This is a genomic window from Pseudoalteromonas sp. SR44-2 (genome assembly GCF_014163745.1).
Classification (GTDB): Bacteria; Pseudomonadota; Gammaproteobacteria; order Enterobacterales; family Alteromonadaceae; genus Pseudoalteromonas; species Pseudoalteromonas distincta.
In genome coordinates this window covers 1-19,553 of record NZ_JACJDW010000018.1, presented here as the reverse complement: position 1 = coordinate 19,553, position 19,553 = coordinate 1, and the positions used below count along the sequence as shown (strand labels likewise).

Below are 19,553 nucleotides of genomic sequence, written 5' to 3'. Positions count from 1 at the left end.
GGCGCTAATTGTGTGACTAAGGAACGAAAGTAGCTACGCCAATTTCGTTAACAGTGTCTGGTTTTGGCTCTGCAGCTGCAGCTTTAGTTAAAATAGCTGAAGGAGCGACTTCACGTCGTAAGTTCATTTCTGATTCTGTACGAATTAAGTCACCACGTAAAGAGTTAGGTAGTGCTTCGGTAATACGTACATCAACAAACTGTCCGATCACTGTGTGCGGGCCAACAAAGTTTACTACACGGTTGTTTTCGGTACGGCCACGTAATTCCATAGGGTTCTTCTTAGAAGGACCTTCAACAAGTATACGTTGCTCTGTATCGAACATTTGACGACTAATTTGCTGCGCCATTTGTGTAATACGGTTTTGTAGTAAGTATAAGCGCTCTTTTTTCTCTTGCTCTGTTACGTCATCCGGCAAATCTGCCGCTGGCGTACCTGGGCGTGCGCTGTAAATAAAGCTAAAGCTCATATCAAAACCTATGTCGCTAATAAGCTTCATGGTTGCTTCAAAGTCTTCTTTGCTTTCGCCTGGGAAACCAATAATGAAATCTGACGACATGCTTAAGTTAGGACGAATTTTACGTAACTTACGAATTGTCGATTTGTATTCAATTGCCGTATGACCACGTTTCATTAGGTTTAATATACGGTCTGAACCACTTTGTACTGGTAAATGTAAGTGATCTACAAGCTCTGGTACATCGGCGTAAACGTCGATTATATCTGGGGTAAATTCTACCGGGTGCGATGTGGTGTAACGAATACGGTCAATACCATCAATAGCTGCAATAAGACGAATTAAATCAGAGAAGTAACAAATTTCGCCATCGTGCGTATCGCCGCGGTATGCGTTTACGTTTTGACCTAAAAGATTTACTTCACGTACGCCTTGCTCTGCAAGTTGTGCAACTTCAAGTAGTACGTCATCTACTGGGCGACTAACTTCTTCACCGCGAGTATAAGGTACAACACAAAAAGTACAGTACTTAGAACAGCCTTCCATAATTGATACGAAAGCAGATGGGCCATCTGCTTTTGGCTCTGGCAGGCGGTCAAATTTTTCAATCTCTGGGAATGAAATATCAACAACCGATGAGCCTTTGTCGCCTTGCACTTGTTTAATCATTTCTGGTAAACGGTGTAGCGTTTGCGGACCAAAAATAACATCTACAAATGGCGCACGTTGGCGAATAGAGTCACCTTCTTGTGAGGCAACACAACCACCTACACCAATGATTAAATCTGGCTTGTCGTCTTTTAATAACTTCCAGCGACCTAATTGGTGAAATACTTTTTCTTGTGCTTTTTCACGAATTGAACAGGTGTTAAGTAAGATTACGTCGGCATCTGTTGCATCTTCAGTTAGCTGGTAGCCGTTGGTGGCATCTAAAAGTTCAGCCATTTTCTGAGAGTCGTATTCGTTCATCTGACAACCCCAGGTTTTAATATGCAGCTTTTTGCTCATTGAAATATAGCCTCGTGTTCAATTCGATAGTGGCACAAAAATGTGCTTGAAACAGGATTAAGGAGCAAGCATGCTCACTCAAAGGAGGCGTATTTTAGCTGGATACCCGTCCAGATCCAAGTATAGTTTTCATGTTTGTGATCTCAAATCAATACGAGGCGAGTTTAATCAGCTGTTAGGGATATCCTCTGGTATAAAACAAATTAATTTTGATACAATCAAAACAGACTCAAGTAATAATAAAATGATGAAAAACATGACTAAAAATAATGTGATAGTAGTTGGTGGTGGCATGGTTGGCGCGGCTATGGCGATAAAGCTTGCTCAACAGGGCTTTGGCGTACGCATAATCGAAAAACACCTAATAGATCCATCACAGATTCTTAGTAGTGATAAGGTTGATATTAGAGTGTCGGCTATTAATCGTTTTTCAGAAAATTTACTTGATGAATTAGGAGCAATGCCGCTTTTAAGGCAAAACCGCATAGCGCCTTATCAACAATTAGAGGCATTTGAGCGCGGTGGTGATAATTTATTGTTTGACTGCGCCGATATAAACACCACGCATTTAGGCCACTTAATTGAAAATAGTTTAATTCAAGCAGGTTTATGGCAGCAATTTGATCATTATAAGATTGAGGTTATTGAGCAAGCCACACCTATTACTAAAATAGAGCAAACGGATGATTTAATTACGCTTGTGTATGGAGCTAAAACCTATACCGCTGATTTAGTGATTGCAGCCGATGGTGGGCAATCGCAGCTGCGCGATAAGGCGAATATTGGTATTACGGGTTGGCAGTACCAACAGCATTGCATGGGGGTGTTAATTAAACTCGATGCACCGCAACAAATTAAAACATGGCAACAGTTTACACCAAGTGGGCCGTTAGCATTTTTACCAATGCAGGCACCGTACGCTAATTTAATTTGGTACGACGATGCAAATACATTGCAAGCATTTAAAGGGCTAAGCCCAATTCAGTTAAAAATGCACATACTTAATAAATTTCCTGAACTTGCTGGAGACTTTGAAGTACAGACTCATGCAATATTTCCGCTTACTCGCCAACATGCTAACAGCTATTCACAAGGGCGCTTAGTTTTAGTCGGCGACGCTGCACATACAATAAATCCGCTTGCAGGGCAGGGTGTAAATTTAGGTTTTCAGGACGTAGTGGCACTTGCTGAAGTTTTAGACAATGCAGCGGATATAGGGTGCCCGTTAACGCTTAAAGAATACGAGCGAGCTCGCCGTAAGGCTAATTTATTAATGATGAGCATGATGGACGCGTGTTACTTTGGCTTTTCTAACCAAGTTGCGCCACTTAAATGGGCACGTAGCCAGTTTTTAAAAATGGCTAATAATACAGGCCCTATAAAAAACTGGGTTTTAAAATACGCAATTAGCGGTGATTTAGGCTAAATTTAAAGTAGAGATTAAAAAGGCTCATTTATGAGCCTTTTTTTATGTATGTTTTAAGTGGACCAATAGTGACCCAGTTATATTAAATAAAATTTTAATTTGACTAGGGTTATATCACTAAACCGCAATTTAATAATTTTAAAGAGCCTATGTGTGGATAATTTTTTTTCAGTAATAATTATTTTAGGTGCGCTACTGCTAGTTGCTAGCTTAAAAACAACCTTTAAAGTTTGTAAAAAAACATCGCAAAGAGCGTGGAGTGTACTGTTATGCGCTATTGTCTGTTTTATTTTAGGGTATTGGTGGATACTTTATTACTTTTCAAATTACGATACGGCACCAATAATAAGAAATGCAGTTGCCACAATATTATTTGGTGGTGCAGGGTTTGTTTTCTTAGTTGTCAAACTGAGTTTGAAAAGCATCCTTAAAATAGAGCAAGCAACGCAGTATCAAAAATATCAAACTGAGCACGATAACTTAACAACCTTACCCAACCGCAATAACTTTTTTAAATCCTTGAGTAAACAAGTTGATTACCCTTCTTCATTTGCATTATTTTATATTGATTTAAATAATTTTAAACAAATTAATGATGCCTTTGGTCATCAATGTGGTGATCAGCTACTGGCTGCTTTTGCTAATAAGTTAAGCAAAGAACTATGTGGCATTGCTAAGTTATATCGAATAGGGGGGGATGAGTTTGCGTTCTTACTGAATACCGATACTGATGAAAGCATGGCTCACTGTGTAAATATTATAAACTCAGCCGTTAAAGCCCCGTTTTGTACACATGAGCAAATGGTTAAAATAGAATTAAGTATAGGCGTAAGCCGTTTCCCAGATGATAGCCGATTACCCGACCAGTTATTAAAAAAAGCCAACTTGGCACTGCATGAAGCAAAAAAGACATTTCAACCTTTAGTAAATTACTCATCTGAAATAGGTAAACGAGCTGAGGACTTTTTTGATTTATCAGTCAAAATTAAAGCCGCGTTACACAAAGGGGAGTTCGAGCTTTATTTACAACCAATAATGAACTCCAAAGATATTCAATTGCATGGCCTAGAAGCGCTGATCCGATGGCCGCAAGCTGATGGTAGCTTTATTAGTCCTGAAAAGTTTATAAGTGTAGCTGAGCGTACAGGGCTAATTTTTGTTTTATCGAAATGGGTTGTACAAGAAGCAGTTAACCATATTAGAAAACTTAAACTCTTTGGGTTTACCGGTACTATTCATGTCAACTTATCAACGAAAGATATCGAAAGCAGCGAGTTTTACGAATTTATAATTAGCTTACTTACTACTGACCCGACTTTAAGTGATTCACTAATATTTGAAATTACAGAAGGGGCAATGATGACAAACATACCCGCAGCAAGAAAAATGATGCAACAGTTGAGTATGCGGGGGTTTAAATTTAGTGTTGATGACTTTGGTACTGGCTTTTCGTCACTGTCATTATTAAGAGAGCTGCCAATCAATCAAATAAAAATTGATCAGTCGTTTGTCAAAGATATGCTTACTAACTCGCCTGATTACGCCATTGTAGAATCTACATTGTTTTTAGCGAGTCGATTAAATTGCGATGTAGTTGCTGAAGGAATAGAAACTAAAGAGGTAGAACAGGCGTTGTTGAGTCTTAACTGTGATTATTTACAAGGGTATTTATATAGCAAACCAATAAATATAGATGAATTTATAAATGTATATTTAAGTACAGAAAAAGTAAGCTGAATTTAATGAATATTGAGAAGTTTTAGAGAAGGAAGTCAAATTGGCTGGGATACCAGGATTTGAACCTGGGAATGCCAGGATCAAAACCTGGTGCCTTACCGCTTGGCGATATCCCAACTATAAATTTGAATTAGTTTTAGTTCTTAATAAGAACATGGTGCGGAAGGAGAGACTTGAACTCTCACAACCTAAGTTACTGGAACCTAAATCCAGCGCGTCTACCAATTCCGCCACTCCCGCATCACTAAGTTGCTAATTTAAACTCTAAGCTAGAGCAATCCTTTTATCCAACTTTCCTTGGTAGAAGAAGTTGGCTGGGATACCAGGATTTGAACCTGGGAATGCCAGGATCAAAACCTGGTGCCTTACCGCTTGGCGATATCCCAACAAAGAATTCTTTTATAATTTTAGTTCTTATCAGAACATGGTGCGGAAGGAGAGACTTGAACTCTCACATCCTAAGATACTGGAACCTAAATCCAGCGCGTCTACCAATTCCGCCACTCCCGCATCACTAATTTGCTCATTTAAACTCTAAGCAAGAGTTATTCTTTTATTCAACTTTCCTTGGTAGAAGAAGTTGGCTGGGATACCAGGATTTGAACCTGGGAATGCCAGGATCAAAACCTGGTGCCTTACCGCTTGGCGATATCCCAACAAAGAATTAATTGATATTTTTAGTTCGTATCAAGAACATGGTGCGGAAAGAGAGACTTGAACTCTCACAACCGAAGTTACTGGAACCTAAATCCAGCGCGTCTACCAATTCCGCCACTCCCGCATCGTTTGTGTTATAAAACACAGGTAGTTATTTTAGACTCTTCATTGAGTGCAATTTAACTCTTGCAGAGCCACTTCTAAAAAAAGAAATGGTGGCTAAGACGGGATTTGAACCTGTGACCCCATCATTATGAGTGATGTGCTCTAACCAGCTGAGCTACTTAGCCATTGTTGGCTGGGATACCAGGATTTGAACCTGGGAATGCCAGGATCAAAACCTGGTGCCTTACCGCTTGGCGATATCCCAACAATAACAATTGATAGTTTTAATTCTTATCAAGAATTATGGTGCGGAAGGAGAGACTTGAACTCTCACATCCTAAGATACTGGAACCTAAATCCAGCGCGTCTACCAATTCCGCCACTCCCGCACACAAGGTAGTTATTTTAAACTCTTCATTGAGCAACAAAAAAATATGGTGGCTAAGACGGGATTTGAACCTGTGACCCCATCATTATGAGTGATGTGCTCTAACCAGCTGAGCTACTTAGCCATCTTTTTTTGTTAGCACTTCATCGCTGAGTGCGGGGCGTATTATGCTGATATGACCCAAATTCGTCAACACCTTTTTTGCAAAAAAACACTTAACTGTGTTTGTTTGCAGGAAAATTAAGCTAAGCGGCTAAATTTTAATAAAAATGATGATTTTTTGAGTGCAATTCACATACAAAATTTGTCGCTAAATAAAAAAAGCAAAAACCAATAGTTTGAAGCTGTTTGATTATTCGACAAATTATTACGCTCTGGTTAAATCTTAACATTAATTTGTTTAAGAGGTACTTATTATTGAGGTTTGATCTTCTGCGCAGTGTGTTTTTTAAATTAAACGTAGGCATTTAGGTTGGGGCTATATCAATTTTATAAGTTTATAACGTTGGAGGTACAAAAAAGGCTCGTAAAAACGAGCCTTTAAAATTATTACCAATACTAATTTGGTTTCATTTAACTTATACGTTGAACAAGAAGTTCATTACATCGCCGTCTTTAACAATGTACTCTTTACCTTCTTGACGCATCTTACCTGCTTCTTTTGCGCCACTTTCACCTTTAAAGGCAACAAAGTCGTCAAAAGCAATCGTTTGCGCACGAATAAAGCCACGCTCGAAGTCGGTATGGATTTTACCCGCTGCTTGTGGCGCTGTTGCACCTACAGGGATTGTCCATGCACGCACTTCTTTAACACCCGCAGTGAAATAAGTTTGTAATTGTAGTAATTCATAACCACCACGAATAACAAGATTAAGGCCGGGCTCTTCTAAGCCAAGATCAGCCATAAACTCAAGCTTGTCTTCGTCATCTAATTCTGAAAGCTCAGATTCGATAGCAGCACATACAGGAACAACAATCGCATCTTCAGCTGCAGCAATAGCGCGTACACGGTCAAGGTATGGATTATTTTCAAAACCATCTTCAGCAACGTTTGCAATATACATAGTTGGTTTAATAGTTAAGAAGTTGATAGAGCTGATTGCTGCTTTTTCTTCTTTAGTTAATGCTAAAGCGCGTAAAGTTAAGCCTTCATCAAGATGCACTTTTACTTTTTCAAGTACGGCATTTTGCTCTTTGGCGTCTTTATCACCACCTTTTGCTTTTTTTGCGTTACGGAAAAGGGCTTTTTCAGCGCTATCCATATCAGCAAGTACTAACTCAGTGTTGATTACGTCAATATCGTCAGCAGGGTCAATAGTGCCTGCTACGTGAATGATGTTTTCATCTTCAAAACAGCGAACTACGTGGCCAATTGCATCGGTTTCACGAATGTTAGCTAAAAACTGGTTACCAAGGCCTTCACCTTTAGATGCGCCTTTTACCAAGCCAGCAATATCTACAAATTCCATACTAGTGGTAAGAACTCGTTGAGGATTAACAATTTTAGCAAGTTCGTCTAGACGAGGATCTGGCACAGGCACCACACCTGTATTAGGCTCAATGGTACAAAAAGGAAAGTTAGCGGCTTCAATACCCGCTTTAGTTAGTGCATTGAAAAGCGTTGATTTACCTACGTTAGGCAAGCCAACGATGCCACATTTAAAACCCATAGTAAGATACCTTGTTTAGAATTCGTTTAAACGGTGTACTTGGACCCAAGTTACTAGGGTCTAAACGAATGTAGTCTGTTTTGTGCTTTTAACACACCATCTTTTGCAAGTATTTCCATGCAACGAACTGCTTCATCAACAGCAGCATCCATTTTTTCTTGGTCTTCTTTGGCCGCTTTTCCAAGCACCCAACCAGTTACCATTTCACGATGCCCCGGATGACCTACACCAATGCGCAAGCGCATAAAGTCTTTTTGATTTGCCATTTTTGCAATAATGTCTTTTAAACCATTATGACCGCCATGCCCGCCACCTTTTTTTAATTTGGCAACGCCTGGGTCTAAATCCAATTCGTCATGGGCAACTAAAATGTCCTCGACAGGGATTTTGAAAAAATTAGCTAAACTACTGACCGCTTTACCACTTAAATTCATGTAAGTAGTGGGGATCAATAATTTGAATTCTTGGCCTTGAATGATCACTTTGCCTGTAAGGCCATGATATTTAGGATCGTGTTTTAGAGTGCAGTTATAGCGTGCAGCGATTTGCTCGATGAACCAAGCACCTGCATTGTGGCGTGTGTTTGCGTATTCGGGGCCTGGATTAGCCAGGCCCACAAGCATTTGAATAGAATTCAAGGTTGCGAGACCTTAAATATTATTCTGCTGCTGCAGCGTCGTCTTCAACTGGAGCTGCTTTGTTTGCTTTGATAGTCAGGATAGACTGATCATGGCCTTCGCCTTTAGCTAAATCTACAGAGCTAACGCCTTTAGGGAAAGTTAGGTCAGAGATATGAACTGAATCGCCAACAACAAACTTAGAAACATCTACTTCAATGAATTCTGGAAGTGCTTTTGGAAGACACGTAATTTCAACTTCAGTTAACTGGTGAACAACAGTTGCGCCAGCTTTAGTTACAATCTCTTCACCGATGAAGTGTAGAGGAACTTTAGTTTGAAATTTATGAGTAGCATCTACACGTTGGAAATCAAGGTGAGTAAGCTTAGGCTTGAATGGGTGACGTTGGATATCTTTTAAGATTACTTCAACAGCTTCGCCATCAACGTTAAGCGTAAGGATATGCGTGTAGAAACCTTCGTCTTCTTGAGCTTTGATCATATCTTTATGAGCAAAAGTAAGAGATAAAGCTTCTTTATCAGCTCCGTAAAGGATTGCAGGAACTTTGTCTTCGCGACGTAGGCGGCGGCTCGCACCAGTACCAGTTTCTACGCGAAGTTCAGCGTTATACGTATAAGTTTTGTTAGACATGATGTCTCCAGTTATTTAAATGTGTAGGGCCTTTGCGACCAAGGTCCCTAGCCAAAAGGCGCGCTATCATACCACCACGCCCAGATAAAATAAACATCGCTTACAAAAAAAGCGCCAAAAGGCGCTTTTATATTCAGGAATGTTTAATTTTAGTGTTCAAACATCGCTGAGATAGATTCTTCGTTACTAATACGACGAATAGTCTCTGCTAACATGTCAGCAAGCGTAAGTACCTTAACTTTATCAAGGGCTTTAAGCTCATCAGATAGCGGAATTGAGTCAGTTACAATTACTTCATCAATCATTGAGTCACGTAAGTTTTCGGCTGCTTTACCTGAAAGGATAGGGTGCGTTGCGTATGCAAATACACGCTTAGCGCCATGTTCTTTAAGTGCTTCTGCGGCTTTGCACAATGTACCACCGGTATCAATCATATCATCTACGATAATACAATCACGACCTTCAACGTCACCAATAATGTGCATTACTTGAGAAACATTTGCTTGAGGGCGACGTTTATCAATGATTGCTAAATCGGTATCATTTAGTAGTTTTGCAATTGCACGAGCACGTACAACACCACCGATATCTGGAGATACAACAACGACGTCTTCAAAGTCGCGTTCTTTCATATCTTCAAGTAATACAGGGCTGCCAAATACGTTATCTACAGGTACATCAAAGAAGCCTTGGATTTGTTCAGCGTGTAAATCAACCGTAAGAACACGGTCAACACCAACACTTGATAAGAAATCTGCAACAACTTTAGCGGTAATTGGAACACGAGCAGAACGTACACGACGGTCTTGGCGCGCATAACCAAAATAAGGAATGACGGCAGTAATACGACCTGCAGATGCACGACGTAGAGCATCAACCATAACGATAAGTTCCATCAGGTTATCGTTTGTAGGGGCACAGGTTGATTGCAAGATAAAAACGTCCGAGCCACGAACATTTTCATTTATTTGAACACTGATCTCACCGTCGCTAAAACGGCCAACAACAGCATCGCCTAATTCAATATATAAACGTTTTGCAACTTTTTGAGCTAACTCAGGTGTTGCGTTACCAGCGAAGAGCTTCATGTCAGGCACGGTAGGGTTCCTCAGGCACTGAATATTTGGACTAACGGGCAATGATAAATATCACTGCGGGTTAACTTATGATTACTTGTACGTTACTTCATTGATCGAATATGGCGGTTAACTCCGTATGAGCAGGTGAGACATTTGCGCTTGAAGCCACAAAACCCTGCCAAGTATGGGGGAGATTTTCAAGTACATCTTGTGCTTGAACTTGGCTAGCAAATTCGACAAAACAACATGAACCTGTTCCGGTCATCTTCGACGGTGCGTATTTTAGCAACCACTGGAGGGTTTTTTCAACCTCGGGGCAAAGCTTTTTAACTAAAGGCTCACAATCGTTGGTCAAAGTATGGTGTTTCCAGTCGCCTATTATTTTTGGTGTGTCGCGTTTTAAATCTGGATGTGTAAATATTTTTGCGGTACTTACATGTTGGTTAGGGTGTACAACGCAGTACCATTTTTGTTCAAGTGTTACGTGGTGTAGTTTTTCACCAATACCGTGCGCTATGGCGCTTTGACCTTGTATGAACACCGGAACATCTGCCCCTAACTTGAGCCCTAATTGTGCTAGTGTTTCTAAATTTAGTGCCAGTTTCCATAACTTATTTAGGGCTAATAAAGTACTCGCTGCGTCAGATGAACCTCCTCCAACACCGCCCCCCATCGGCAAGCGCTTAATTAAATTTATTTTTACACCCAAAGAGGTTTTACAGTGTGTTTGTAATAATAAAGCCGCTTTATAGATAAGATTATCATTTAGAGGGATGTCTTTAGTATCACCACCGACAGAAATACTCCCATCTGTTGTTAACTCAAAATGCAGCTCATCACCAAAATTTAAAAAAGTAAATAAGGTTTCAAGTTCATGATAGCCATCTTCTCGGCGAGCATTAATATGTAAAAATAAATTGAGTTTTGCCGGAGCAATAAGTGAAAAAGAGGTTTTGTTATTCATACTTATTTAAACTGCCAATCGTATAGTTGAATTTTAATTTTTATTTGTTGGTGCTTTAACGTCAGTTTAGTAGGTAACCAGTAACCTGCGTTTTGTACATAGGTGCCATAATCTATTTGCCATTTTTTGCCTGTATTATCAAACCATAATACTTGGTTTGCACGCCCAAGCTCATCAACAATTAAACTTTCATCGTCAATAGTGCCTTTAAGCCAGTTATCGGCATTATCAACCGGTAGTGTAAAACCCGTTAATCGTTTTAAAAGCTCTGCAGCGTTAGTATCAAAGTATTGTTCACCGTCAAACTCTAATTCAGCACCGTTAGCTGTTTGTTTAAGCGACAAAATACGAGTACCAATAAAAGTAGTCAGTATTAAATTATTGGAATTTGTTGTTTGCTGCCAATTTAAGTTTGCAGATTGACGCTCTTCTGGGCTAATAAATGCAAGTTTACCTTCTACTTGCCAAGTTTTTTGAGCAGCTAAACGTGGTTTCCAATCATCATAAAGTGTTGTTTTTGTATCAATTTGATGAGCACAGCCACCTAAAAACAAAAAAAACATGAATAAAATCAAATATTGTCGAATCAAATGTTGTTCCTTACTTTCCATATTCCGCTGATTTTTGGTAAAATTACCGCCTTTGAAGTAGGGCTCAGCAATATTTGGCAAATATGACCATAATAGCACTAGGTATAAATCACAAAACCGCATCCGTAGAATTACGTGAAAAAGTGGCTTTTTCGCCTGAGCAAATTTCAGAGGCGTTGCAACAATTAAGTGGCCATGCCGACTTTAATGAAGCGGTTATTGTGTCTACCTGCAATCGAACCGAGATCTATTGTAGCCTCGCTCAGCAAAATTCCCAAACACTGTTGAGCTGGCTTGCCAGTTTCCATGGTTTGGATGAACATGAACTGAGCAAAAACACTTATTGCTACGAAGATAACAATGCTATTAATCACTTAATGCGCGTGGCGTGTGGGTTGGATTCTTTGGTGTTGGGCGAACCGCAAATTTTGGGGCAAATAAAACAATCGTTTTTTAGTGCTAAAAACCACGATGCAGTAGGTGTTACGTTTGATAGGTTGTTTCAAAAAACATTTTCAGTAGCGAAACAAGTTAGAACTGAAACCGATATTGGCGCAAGTGCGGTATCGGTAGCGTTTGCTGCAGTTAACTTGGCAAAGCATATTTATGGCAAGCTTGATAAGACCAATGTGTTATTAATTGGCGCAGGTGAAACCATCGAATTGGTTGCTAAACATCTATACCAAAATGAGCCTCAAAATATCACTGTTGCAAATAGAACTATTGAGCGAGCTCGTAACTTAGCTGACGAAGTGTCGGCAGATGTGATTGCTTTGGCGCAATTGCCTGAGCGTTTGCATAAAGCCGATATAGTGATTAGTTCTACAGCCAGCACTTTGCCTATTATTGGTAAAGGGGTGGTTGAGCAGGCGCTAAAGCAGCGACGTCACAAACCTATGCTATTTATAGATATAGCGGTTCCGCGTGATATAGAAAGCCAAGTTGGGGAGCTAGATGCTGCCTATTTATATTCCGTTGATGACTTACAAACCATTGTAAGCGAGAATATGGCAGCGCGCGAGCAAGCTGCACAGCAAGCGCAAATAATTATTACTGAACGCACCAAAGAATTTGCAATGTGGATGCGTTCACTCGATTCGGTAGATTTAATCCGCCATTATCGAAACGATGTACAAACAATTAAGTCTGAACTTGTAGAGCGTGCTGTTAGTCAGCTCAATACAGGTAAAGATGCAGAAAAAATTATATTAGAGCTCGCCAATAAATTAACCAATCGCTTAATGCACGCGCCTACCCGTGCAATACAAGATGCAGCGAAAAAAGGTGAAGTGGCGCAGCTAAACCAGTTGAAAAAAATGTTAGGTATTGATCAGGAATAACCGTTAAATGAAAGAGTCTGTTTATAATAAATTAGAAACCTTAGTAGAGCGTTATGAAGAAGTACAAGCGCTGCTAAGCGACCCGTCGGTCATTAGTGATCAAAACCGTTTTCGTGCGCTTTCAAAAGAGTATTCTGAGCTTGAAGAGATTGTAAAAACGTTTTTAAACTATAAAGAAACGCAAGACGATTTAGCCAGTGCAGAAGAAATGCTTAAAGATTCTGACCCTGAAATGCGTGAAATGGCGCAAGAAGAATATAAAGAAGCAAAAGCACAAATACTAGTGATTGAAGATAAAATTCAAGTATTAATGTTGCCAAAAGATCCGCGAGATAACAACAACGTGTTTGTTGAAGTACGTGCAGGGACGGGCGGCGATGAAGCGGCTATTTTTGCTGGTGACTTATTTCGTATGTACAGCCGCTACGCAGAAAATAAAAAATGGAAAGTAGAAGTTGTAAGCACCAATGAAGGTGAGCATGGCGGTTACAAAGAAGTTATTGCAAATATCAGTGGCGAAGGCGTTTACGGTCAATTAAAGTTTGAATCAGGCGTACATCGCGTACAACGTGTACCAGAGACTGAATCACAAGGTCGTGTTCATACCTCAGCGTGTACTGTTGCGGTTATGGCAGAAGTACCAGAAGCTGAAGCGATACAAATTAATACAGCAGATTTAAAAGTTGATACATTTCGTGCATCAGGCGCAGGTGGTCAGCACGTAAATAAAACTGATTCTGCTATTCGACTTACACATATACCTACCGGTGTTGTGGTGGAGTGTCAGGATCAGCGTTCGCAGCATAAAAACCGCGCTAAAGCGATGTCAGTACTTGCAGCTCGACTGCAACAAGCTGAAGATGAAAAACGCCATGCGGCAGAAGCCTCTGAACGTCGTGACTTGGTAGGTAGTGGCGATCGTTCTGAGCGTATTCGTACTTATAACTACCCGCAAGGTCGTATTACAGATCACCGTATTAACTTAACACTTTATCGTTTAAACGAAGTGGTAGCCGGTGATTTAAGTGCGATTATTGACCCATTAATGCAAGAGCATCAAGCTGACTTACTTGCGGCCATGGGCGACGAGTAATTGTGGCTCACACTCTTGAACAAGCAATTGCTGCAGGTGCTGACTTATTAGCATCTAGCAGCGAAAGTGCTAAATTAGATGCACAAGTTTTACTTCTTCATATACTTCAAAAACCTCGCAGTTACCTTTTTACTTGGCCAGAACATGCGCTTAGTGATGAGCAACAATCGCAGTTTAATGTATTTATCCAAAGACGTTTAAAAGGTGAGCCCGTAGCCCATATAACTGGGCTGCGTGAATTTTGGAGCTTATCGCTTGAAGTTAACGCAACGACCCTAATACCTCGACCAGATACTGAAACATTAGTCGAGCAAGCACTTGAAATAGCGCTACCCGCTACAGCAAAGGTGCTTGATTTAGGCACAGGTACTGGTGCAATAGCGTTGGCACTGGGTAGTGAAATGCCTAGTTGGCAAATTACTGCAGTAGATAGAGTAAGCGATGCAGTTGCACTTGCTACACGTAACCAGCAGCGATTAGCGATTAATAATGTACATGTTAAACAGAGTAACTGGTTTAGTGAGTTGCATGGCGAAAAATTCAATTTAATTGTCACTAACCCTCCTTATATAGAAAGTAGCGATATACATTTAAATCAGGGTGATGTGCGCTTTGAGCCTTTATCGGCATTAGTGGCTGATGATTGCGGAATGTCTGATATTAAACAAATAATTACACAATCACGTGACTATTTGTCATCTAATGGCTATCTTTTAATAGAACACGGTTTTGAGCAAGGTGAAGCTGTACGTCATTTTTTTGAAAAAATGGCGTTTGTTAATATTAAAACAGTGAAAGACCTTGGTAACAATGACCGTGTAACACTTGCACTGTGGCCCTAGAGAATAATAATTGCCTACTAGTGCGTTAAATAATGCCATGAAGGAATTTCGACTATGATGGGTGATTTTTTATTTTCAGATGAACCAGAAGAAACAATCGATGAGATTGAACACGGTACCTGGAAAGTATTAATCGTTGATGATGAACCTGAAGTACATGCTGTTACAAAACTAGCACTGAGTGATTTTGAATTTCAAAATAAACGCTTAGAGTTTATTAGTGCCTACTCAGGTGCTGAAGCGAAAGAGCTCATAAAAGAGCATCCAGATGCCGCTATTGTGCTACTTGACGTGGTAATGGAAACCGACGACGCTGGTTTGCAGGTTGCTAAGTTTATTCGTGAAGAAGCTAAAAATAATCATATACGGATTATTTTAAGAACAGGCCAACCTGGCCAGGCACCTGAACGTCAAGTCATTATTAATTATGATATTAACGATTACAAATCGAAAACGGAGCTAACGGCTCAAAAATTATTTACTGTTATTATGTCGAGCCTACGCTCGTATCGGGATATTATTTCGATTGAGCAGTCACGCGAAGGGCTTGAGAAAATAATTATAGCGTCTCGTGATATTTTTTCTGCGCATTCAATAGAGCACTTTATTGAAGGCGTTATGCAGCAATTAACATCTTTATTGGGTATTGCTGATCAAGCTATGTATGCCACCACTTTAGTTGCACAAAACCCAGAACATGAAAAAAATAAAAAACTAATAGTGTGCTCTGGCACTGGCGATTTTGAAAAAAGTGAAGGTAAAGAGCTTGATAAGGTATTACAAGCTGAGCAGTTAAGTGCGTGTCATCAGGCGCTTAATGATAAAAGTATCATTTATAAAGATAATTACTTATTTGCGTACTGCAGTAGTGAGTACAATCATAATTCAATGCTGTTCATATCTGGTGTCCCAAAGGATTTAACGGATACTCAGCGTCATTTAATCAAAATATTTTCTCAAAATGTGCAACTTGCCTTTGAAAATGTGCAGCTTCAGTCTGAAATAGAAGCGACTCAGCAAGAGCTTGTTTACAGGTTAAGTGAAGCGGTAGAGCAACGCTCAACAGAAACGGGTAATCATGTTAAGCGTGTAGCACATATTTGTCATATATTGGCACAAGGGTATGGCTTATCTAAGCATGATGCTGATTTAGTAAGGTTGGCGTCGCCTCTTCATGATGTAGGCAAAGTGGGCATTCCTGATGCGGTATTAAATAAACCAGCAAAGTTAGACGCCCAAGAATGGGAAGTGATGAAAACCCATACTGATAAAGGCTATACTATTTTAAAAGACTCTCCCCATGAGATTGTTAGTGCAGGCGCAATTATTGCAAAAGAGCATCATGAAAAATGGGATGGCTCTGGTTACCCACAAGGTTTAAGCGGAAACGCAATTAATGTATTTGGTCGTATAGTTGCACTTGCTGATGTATACGACGCACTTCGCCATAAACGATGCTATAAAGAACCTTGGACACTGCAAAACGTAGTTGATGAAATTAACGCTCAAAAAGGCACACACTTTGAACCAAAATTGGTTGAAGTATTTAACGAGAAGCTTGATGAGTTAGAAGCGGTTCTTAACCGTTTTCCTGATTAAATTTTTATAAAACAGAAGTACAGGGGCATATGGATTATTTAGCAGTAAAGCACTCGCACATGGCAATTGCGATGTTAAGTGTAATATTATTTTATATTCGCGCTTTTTCGCGAATGGGCAGTGGTAAATTAGCAAAAAATAAAGCGGTAATGATTGGTAGTCACAGTATAGATACTTTATTGTTAGTGTCTGCACTTACGCTTATATTTATGGCTAAAATTAATCCGTTTGAACAATATTGGCTATTAGAAAAAATAGTTTTAGTGGTTATATACATTGGTATTGGGGCTAAAAGCGCCCGACAAACTAAAATGGCGGCTAAAGTTGCTTACGTTTTAGTTAACACTGCTGTTATTTTAGCGATAGGTTATTTAGCGACGTCTAAATCAGCTTTTTTGCTTTAAGTAATATCTGACTATTTGAGCTTTATAGTTGTTTTGTAAAGCTCAAATACAACTCCCTCTCAGAAAATATTCAAATACACCTCTATATTGGTATATAGCTTTAAAGTTAGGTAAACTACGCCTTCGTTTTCTAAAATGTTGCAGTATTAATGACTACCCTCGGGTTTGACGAACACGATGAATCTTATCTTGATGATGCTTACGATGAATTTACACCTCCAGCGATTTACCGCTGTATTAAAGCAGAGTCAAAGTGGGACCCTCAGATAGATTTAACACCATGTTATGAAACTTTAACTGACTTTGAACAGCAAATTTCAGCGCTGTGTTTAAAAGTGAGTGATGAGCACGATCGCCTCGAAAAATTATTAGATATGTTTTACAGTGATTGGCTATTTAGTGCATCAGGTTTAAAAGTGCCTGAATATAAATTAAATACATTAAGCTATACGCTTTCTATGCGCAGTGGTTCACCTACAACACTGGCAATTATACTTTGTCATTTTTTACAACAAGCTAACTGTGACGCGAACCTTAGTCTTACCCAAGGTGATGTTGGCGTACATGTGGCGATTAGTGACGAAGAAGGCTACATAATAGAGCCAAGCAGTGGACAACAAAGTTGGTATATTATCCCTGAAAACGCAGATGAAGATGATGGTCAAGAGCAAGAGCCACTAGAACTGATTTTTGATGACGAAGTATATAAGTTATTTTTAGCTCAGCAAAAATGGTCTTTCATTAGCGAAAATAAATTTGGTCATGCTTTAACCTGTGTAGAGATGCTAATGGAGTTAATAGGCGACGACCCGTATGAGAGACGCGACAGAGGTTACTTATTAAATCAGCTCGGTTGCCCTAAAATGGCACGTGATGATTTACAGTTTTTTGTAGATGAGTGTCCGGACGATCCTGCAATAGAGATTATTCAACACCAAATAGAAGAACTAGAAGATAATAATAAAACGCACCATTAAGAATAGGAATAATTATGGTTGAAACTCAAAGCGCATTAATTACAAATGATGCCGTTGTGCTTGGTTTGCTTGCTATTATTTTGGGGTTTATTTTTAAAACCTCAAACAGTGAGCGTCCAGCTTTAAAACGATTTTATAAATACGTACCTGCTTTATTACTGTGTTACTTTTTACCTTCGTTATTAAATACCTTTGGTATTGTAGATGGTAATAAATCTAATGTTTATTATGTGGCTTCGCGCTACTTACTACCAGCCTGTTTGATACTACTTACCATTAGTATTGATTTAAAAGCGATTATTAACTTAGGCCCTAAAGCACTTATTATGTTTTTAGTGGGTACTTTAGGCATTGTTATTGGTGGGCCATTAGCTATTTTAGTGGTGAGCGCATTTGACCCAAGTATTGTTGGTGGGCATGGCCCAGATGCCGTATGGCGCGGTATGACAACTGTTGCAGGTAGCTGGATTGGCGGCGGTGCTAACCAAGCATCAATGAAAGAAATGTTTGAAGTTGGTGGTGATATATTCTCAGTAATGATTACAGTAGATGTAATTGTCGCTAATATTTGGATGGCTGTTTTATTGTTAATGGCAGCAAATCATAAAAAGATTGATGCAGCGACGGGTGCTGATACAAGCGCAATTGAAGATTTGAAAAAGCGTGTGGAAGAATATCATGCAGAACATGCACGCATTCCAACTCTTAATGATTACATGACGCTGATTGCAATTGCATTTGGTATAACTGGCTTAGCACACTTTTGCGCTGACTTTTTAGGGCCGTACTTTGGCACTACTTATGAATGGGCAAAAGAATACAGCTTAAACAGTAAATTCTTTTGGCTAATTGTTATATCAACAACGATTGGCATAGGCTTATCGTTTACTAAAGTGAGGCAAATAGAAGCGTTTGGCGCTTCAAAAGTAGCTTCTAGCTTTTTATATATTTTGGTTGCATCGATTGGTTTACACATGAATGTAACCGCTATTTTCAATAACCCTGGGCTATTTTTAGTGGGTGCAATTTGGATGTTAGTGCATGCAAGCATCATGTTAATTGTGGCTAAACTGATTAAAGCACCGTTATTTTATATGGCTGTGGGTTCTCAGGCTAATGTGGGCGGCGCAGCGTCAGCACCTGTAGTAGCATCAGCGTTTCATCCGTCATTAGCGCCTGTTGGTGTCTTGTTAGCTGTACTGGGCTACGGTGTGGGTACTTATATGGCTTATATTTGTGGATTAATGATGCAAGCAGTTGCACCTTAAGGAATTTAAATGAAAGACCAAATTATTAAAATTAATGAAATTGAACTTGCAAACAATAAACCGTTTGTATTGTTTGGTGGTATTAACGTATTAGAATCTCGCGATTTAGCAATGCGTGTTGCAGAGCATTACGTAGAAGTTACGACGAAACTAAATATTCCTTATGTATTTAAGGCCTCATTTGATAAAGCTAATCGCTCTTCAATCAATTCGTACCGTGGTCCAGGTATGGAAGAAGGGTTAAAAATATTCGAAGAAATTAAAAACACGTTTAAAATTCCACTAATTACTGACGTACATGAACCGCATCAGGCTGCACCTGTTGCAGAAGTTGTTGATGTAATTCAGTTACCTGCTTTTTTAGCGCGTCAAACCGACTTAGTTGTAGCGATGGCTAAAACAGGTGCAATTATTAATGTGAAAAAACCACAGTTTTTAGCGCCACATGAAATGCGTCATATCATTACTAAATTTAATGAAGCTGGTAATAACAACGTAGCCCTTTGTGAGCGTGGTTCTAGCTTTGGTTACAACAACCTTGTGGTTGATATGCTTGGTATGGATGACATGAAGGCAATGGCACCTGTTATTTTTGATGCAACACATGCGCTACAACGCCCTGGTGGACGAGCTGACTCTGCTGATGGTCGTCGTGCACAAGCTGCAGAGCTTGCGCGCAG

General features: G+C 39.6%; 17 protein-coding genes and 10 tRNA genes. 10 read left to right on the top strand and 17 right to left on the bottom strand.

Going from position 1 to position 19,553, the window contains the following annotated elements:
• Nucleotides 1-16 precede the first annotated feature (16 nt).
• Complete coding sequence (miaB, locus tag H5115_RS12205) at nt 17-1,465, bottom strand: tRNA (N6-isopentenyl adenosine(37)-C2)-methylthiotransferase MiaB (protein ID WP_002958544.1); 1,449 nt, start codon at nt 1,463-1,465, stop codon at nt 17-19.
• Nucleotides 1,466-1,709: 244 nt separating this feature from the next.
• On the opposite strand from miaB, the gene H5115_RS12200 reads away from it, so the two are divergent.
• Together H5115_RS12200 and H5115_RS12195 are read left to right on the top strand one after the other, a co-directional pair.
• On the top strand, nt 1,710-2,891 hold the full coding sequence (locus tag H5115_RS12200) for an FAD-dependent monooxygenase (RefSeq protein WP_182755508.1): 1,182 nt from the start codon (nt 1,710-1,712) through the stop codon (nt 2,889-2,891).
• A 153-nt stretch (nt 2,892-3,044) separates the two neighbouring features.
• A complete protein-coding gene (locus H5115_RS12195) occupies nt 3,045-4,628 on the top strand; it encodes a bifunctional diguanylate cyclase/phosphodiesterase (RefSeq protein ID WP_182755506.1) in 1,584 nt (527 codons plus the stop codon).
• Between the two features lie 41 nt (nt 4,629-4,669).
• On the opposite strand, the gene H5115_RS12190 is transcribed toward H5115_RS12195, so the two are convergent.
• The 16 genes from H5115_RS12190 to lolB all read right to left on the bottom strand — a co-directional run bounded on the left by H5115_RS12190 (nt 4,670) and on the right by lolB (nt 11,350).
• Nucleotides 4,670-4,744: transfer RNA gene (locus H5115_RS12190), tRNA-Gln, on the bottom strand.
• Nucleotides 4,745-4,783: 39 nt separating this feature from the next.
• Nucleotides 4,784-4,868 (bottom strand) — tRNA-Leu (locus H5115_RS12185).
• A 71-nt stretch (nt 4,869-4,939) separates the two neighbouring features.
• Nucleotides 4,940-5,014 (bottom strand) — tRNA-Gln (locus tag H5115_RS12180).
• A gap of 39 nt (nt 5,015-5,053) precedes the next feature.
• Nucleotides 5,054-5,138: transfer RNA gene (locus H5115_RS12175), tRNA-Leu, on the bottom strand.
• Nucleotides 5,139-5,209: 71 nt separating this feature from the next.
• Nucleotides 5,210-5,284 (bottom strand) — tRNA-Gln (locus H5115_RS12170).
• A 40-nt stretch (nt 5,285-5,324) separates the two neighbouring features.
• Nucleotides 5,325-5,409: transfer RNA gene (locus H5115_RS12165), tRNA-Leu, on the bottom strand.
• 89 nt (nt 5,410-5,498) lie between these two features.
• Nucleotides 5,499-5,575 (bottom strand) — tRNA-Met (locus tag H5115_RS12160).
• A 5-nt stretch (nt 5,576-5,580) separates the two neighbouring features.
• Nucleotides 5,581-5,655, bottom strand: a tRNA-Gln gene (locus H5115_RS12155).
• Nucleotides 5,656-5,694: 39 nt separating this feature from the next.
• A tRNA-Leu gene (locus H5115_RS12150) sits at nt 5,695-5,779 on the bottom strand.
• 46 nt (nt 5,780-5,825) lie between these two features.
• Nucleotides 5,826-5,902: transfer RNA gene (locus H5115_RS12145), tRNA-Met, on the bottom strand.
• Nucleotides 5,903-6,356: 454 nt separating this feature from the next.
• On the bottom strand, nt 6,357-7,448 hold the full coding sequence (gene ychF / locus H5115_RS12140; protein ID WP_002958547.1) for a redox-regulated ATPase YchF: 1,092 nt from the start codon (nt 7,446-7,448) through the stop codon (nt 6,357-6,359).
• A 53-nt stretch (nt 7,449-7,501) separates the two neighbouring features.
• The gene (gene pth / locus H5115_RS12135) at nt 7,502-8,086 is read right to left on the bottom strand and encodes an aminoacyl-tRNA hydrolase (RefSeq protein ID WP_182755504.1); all 585 of its coding nucleotides are present in this window, start codon (nt 8,084-8,086) and stop codon (nt 7,502-7,504) included.
• Nucleotides 8,087-8,105: 19 nt separating this feature from the next.
• Nucleotides 8,106-8,717 (bottom strand): 50S ribosomal protein L25/general stress protein Ctc, encoded by a 612-nt coding sequence (locus tag H5115_RS12130; protein ID WP_002958549.1) that lies wholly within the window; start codon nt 8,715-8,717, stop codon nt 8,106-8,108.
• Between the two features lie 149 nt (nt 8,718-8,866).
• On the bottom strand, nt 8,867-9,814 hold the full coding sequence (locus H5115_RS12125) for a ribose-phosphate pyrophosphokinase (protein ID WP_002958550.1): 948 nt from the start codon (nt 9,812-9,814) through the stop codon (nt 8,867-8,869).
• 88 nt (nt 9,815-9,902) lie between these two features.
• Entirely contained in the window at nt 9,903-10,760 is an 858-nt protein-coding gene (gene ispE / locus H5115_RS12120) for a 4-(cytidine 5'-diphospho)-2-C-methyl-D-erythritol kinase (RefSeq protein WP_154903382.1), read from the bottom strand.
• Nucleotides 10,761-10,762: 2 nt separating this feature from the next.
• Nucleotides 10,763-11,350 carry a lipoprotein insertase outer membrane protein LolB gene (gene lolB, locus H5115_RS12115; RefSeq protein WP_182755502.1) on the bottom strand — a complete coding sequence of 196 codons (588 nt, stop codon included), beginning with the start codon at nt 11,348-11,350 and terminating at the stop codon, nt 10,763-10,765.
• An 83-nt stretch (nt 11,351-11,433) separates the two neighbouring features.
• Here lolB and hemA point away from each other — a divergent pair, with 83 nt between their 5' ends.
• From hemA to kdsA, 8 genes are all read left to right on the top strand, one after another.
• Nucleotides 11,434-12,690 carry a glutamyl-tRNA reductase gene (gene hemA / locus H5115_RS12110; protein WP_182755500.1) on the top strand — a complete coding sequence of 419 codons (1,257 nt, stop codon included), beginning with the start codon at nt 11,434-11,436 and terminating at the stop codon, nt 12,688-12,690.
• Nucleotides 12,691-12,697: 7 nt separating this feature from the next.
• Complete coding sequence (prfA, locus tag H5115_RS12105) at nt 12,698-13,783, top strand: peptide chain release factor 1 (protein WP_182755498.1); 1,086 nt, start codon at nt 12,698-12,700, stop codon at nt 13,781-13,783.
• A 2-nt stretch (nt 13,784-13,785) separates the two neighbouring features.
• A complete protein-coding gene (gene prmC, locus H5115_RS12100) occupies nt 13,786-14,625 on the top strand; it encodes a peptide chain release factor N(5)-glutamine methyltransferase (RefSeq protein WP_002958555.1) in 840 nt (279 codons plus the stop codon).
• 54 nt (nt 14,626-14,679) lie between these two features.
• Nucleotides 14,680-16,224: a response regulator gene (locus H5115_RS12095; RefSeq protein WP_182755496.1), complete on the top strand. Its 1,545-nt coding sequence runs from the start codon at nt 14,680-14,682 to the stop codon at nt 16,222-16,224.
• Between the two features lie 29 nt (nt 16,225-16,253).
• A complete protein-coding gene (locus tag H5115_RS12090) occupies nt 16,254-16,628 on the top strand; it encodes a SirB2 family protein (protein ID WP_182755494.1) in 375 nt (124 codons plus the stop codon).
• A 149-nt stretch (nt 16,629-16,777) separates the two neighbouring features.
• A complete protein-coding gene (locus H5115_RS12085; protein ID WP_002958558.1) occupies nt 16,778-17,605 on the top strand; it encodes a tetratricopeptide repeat protein in 828 nt (275 codons plus the stop codon).
• Between the two features lie 14 nt (nt 17,606-17,619).
• Nucleotides 17,620-18,873 carry a DUF819 domain-containing protein gene (locus H5115_RS12080; RefSeq protein WP_024595290.1) on the top strand — a complete coding sequence of 418 codons (1,254 nt, stop codon included), beginning with the start codon at nt 17,620-17,622 and terminating at the stop codon, nt 18,871-18,873.
• Nucleotides 18,874-18,882: 9 nt separating this feature from the next.
• Nucleotides 18,883-19,553: 3-deoxy-8-phosphooctulonate synthase (kdsA, locus tag H5115_RS12075; protein WP_182755492.1), on the top strand; the 671-nt coding region annotated here is incomplete at its 3' end.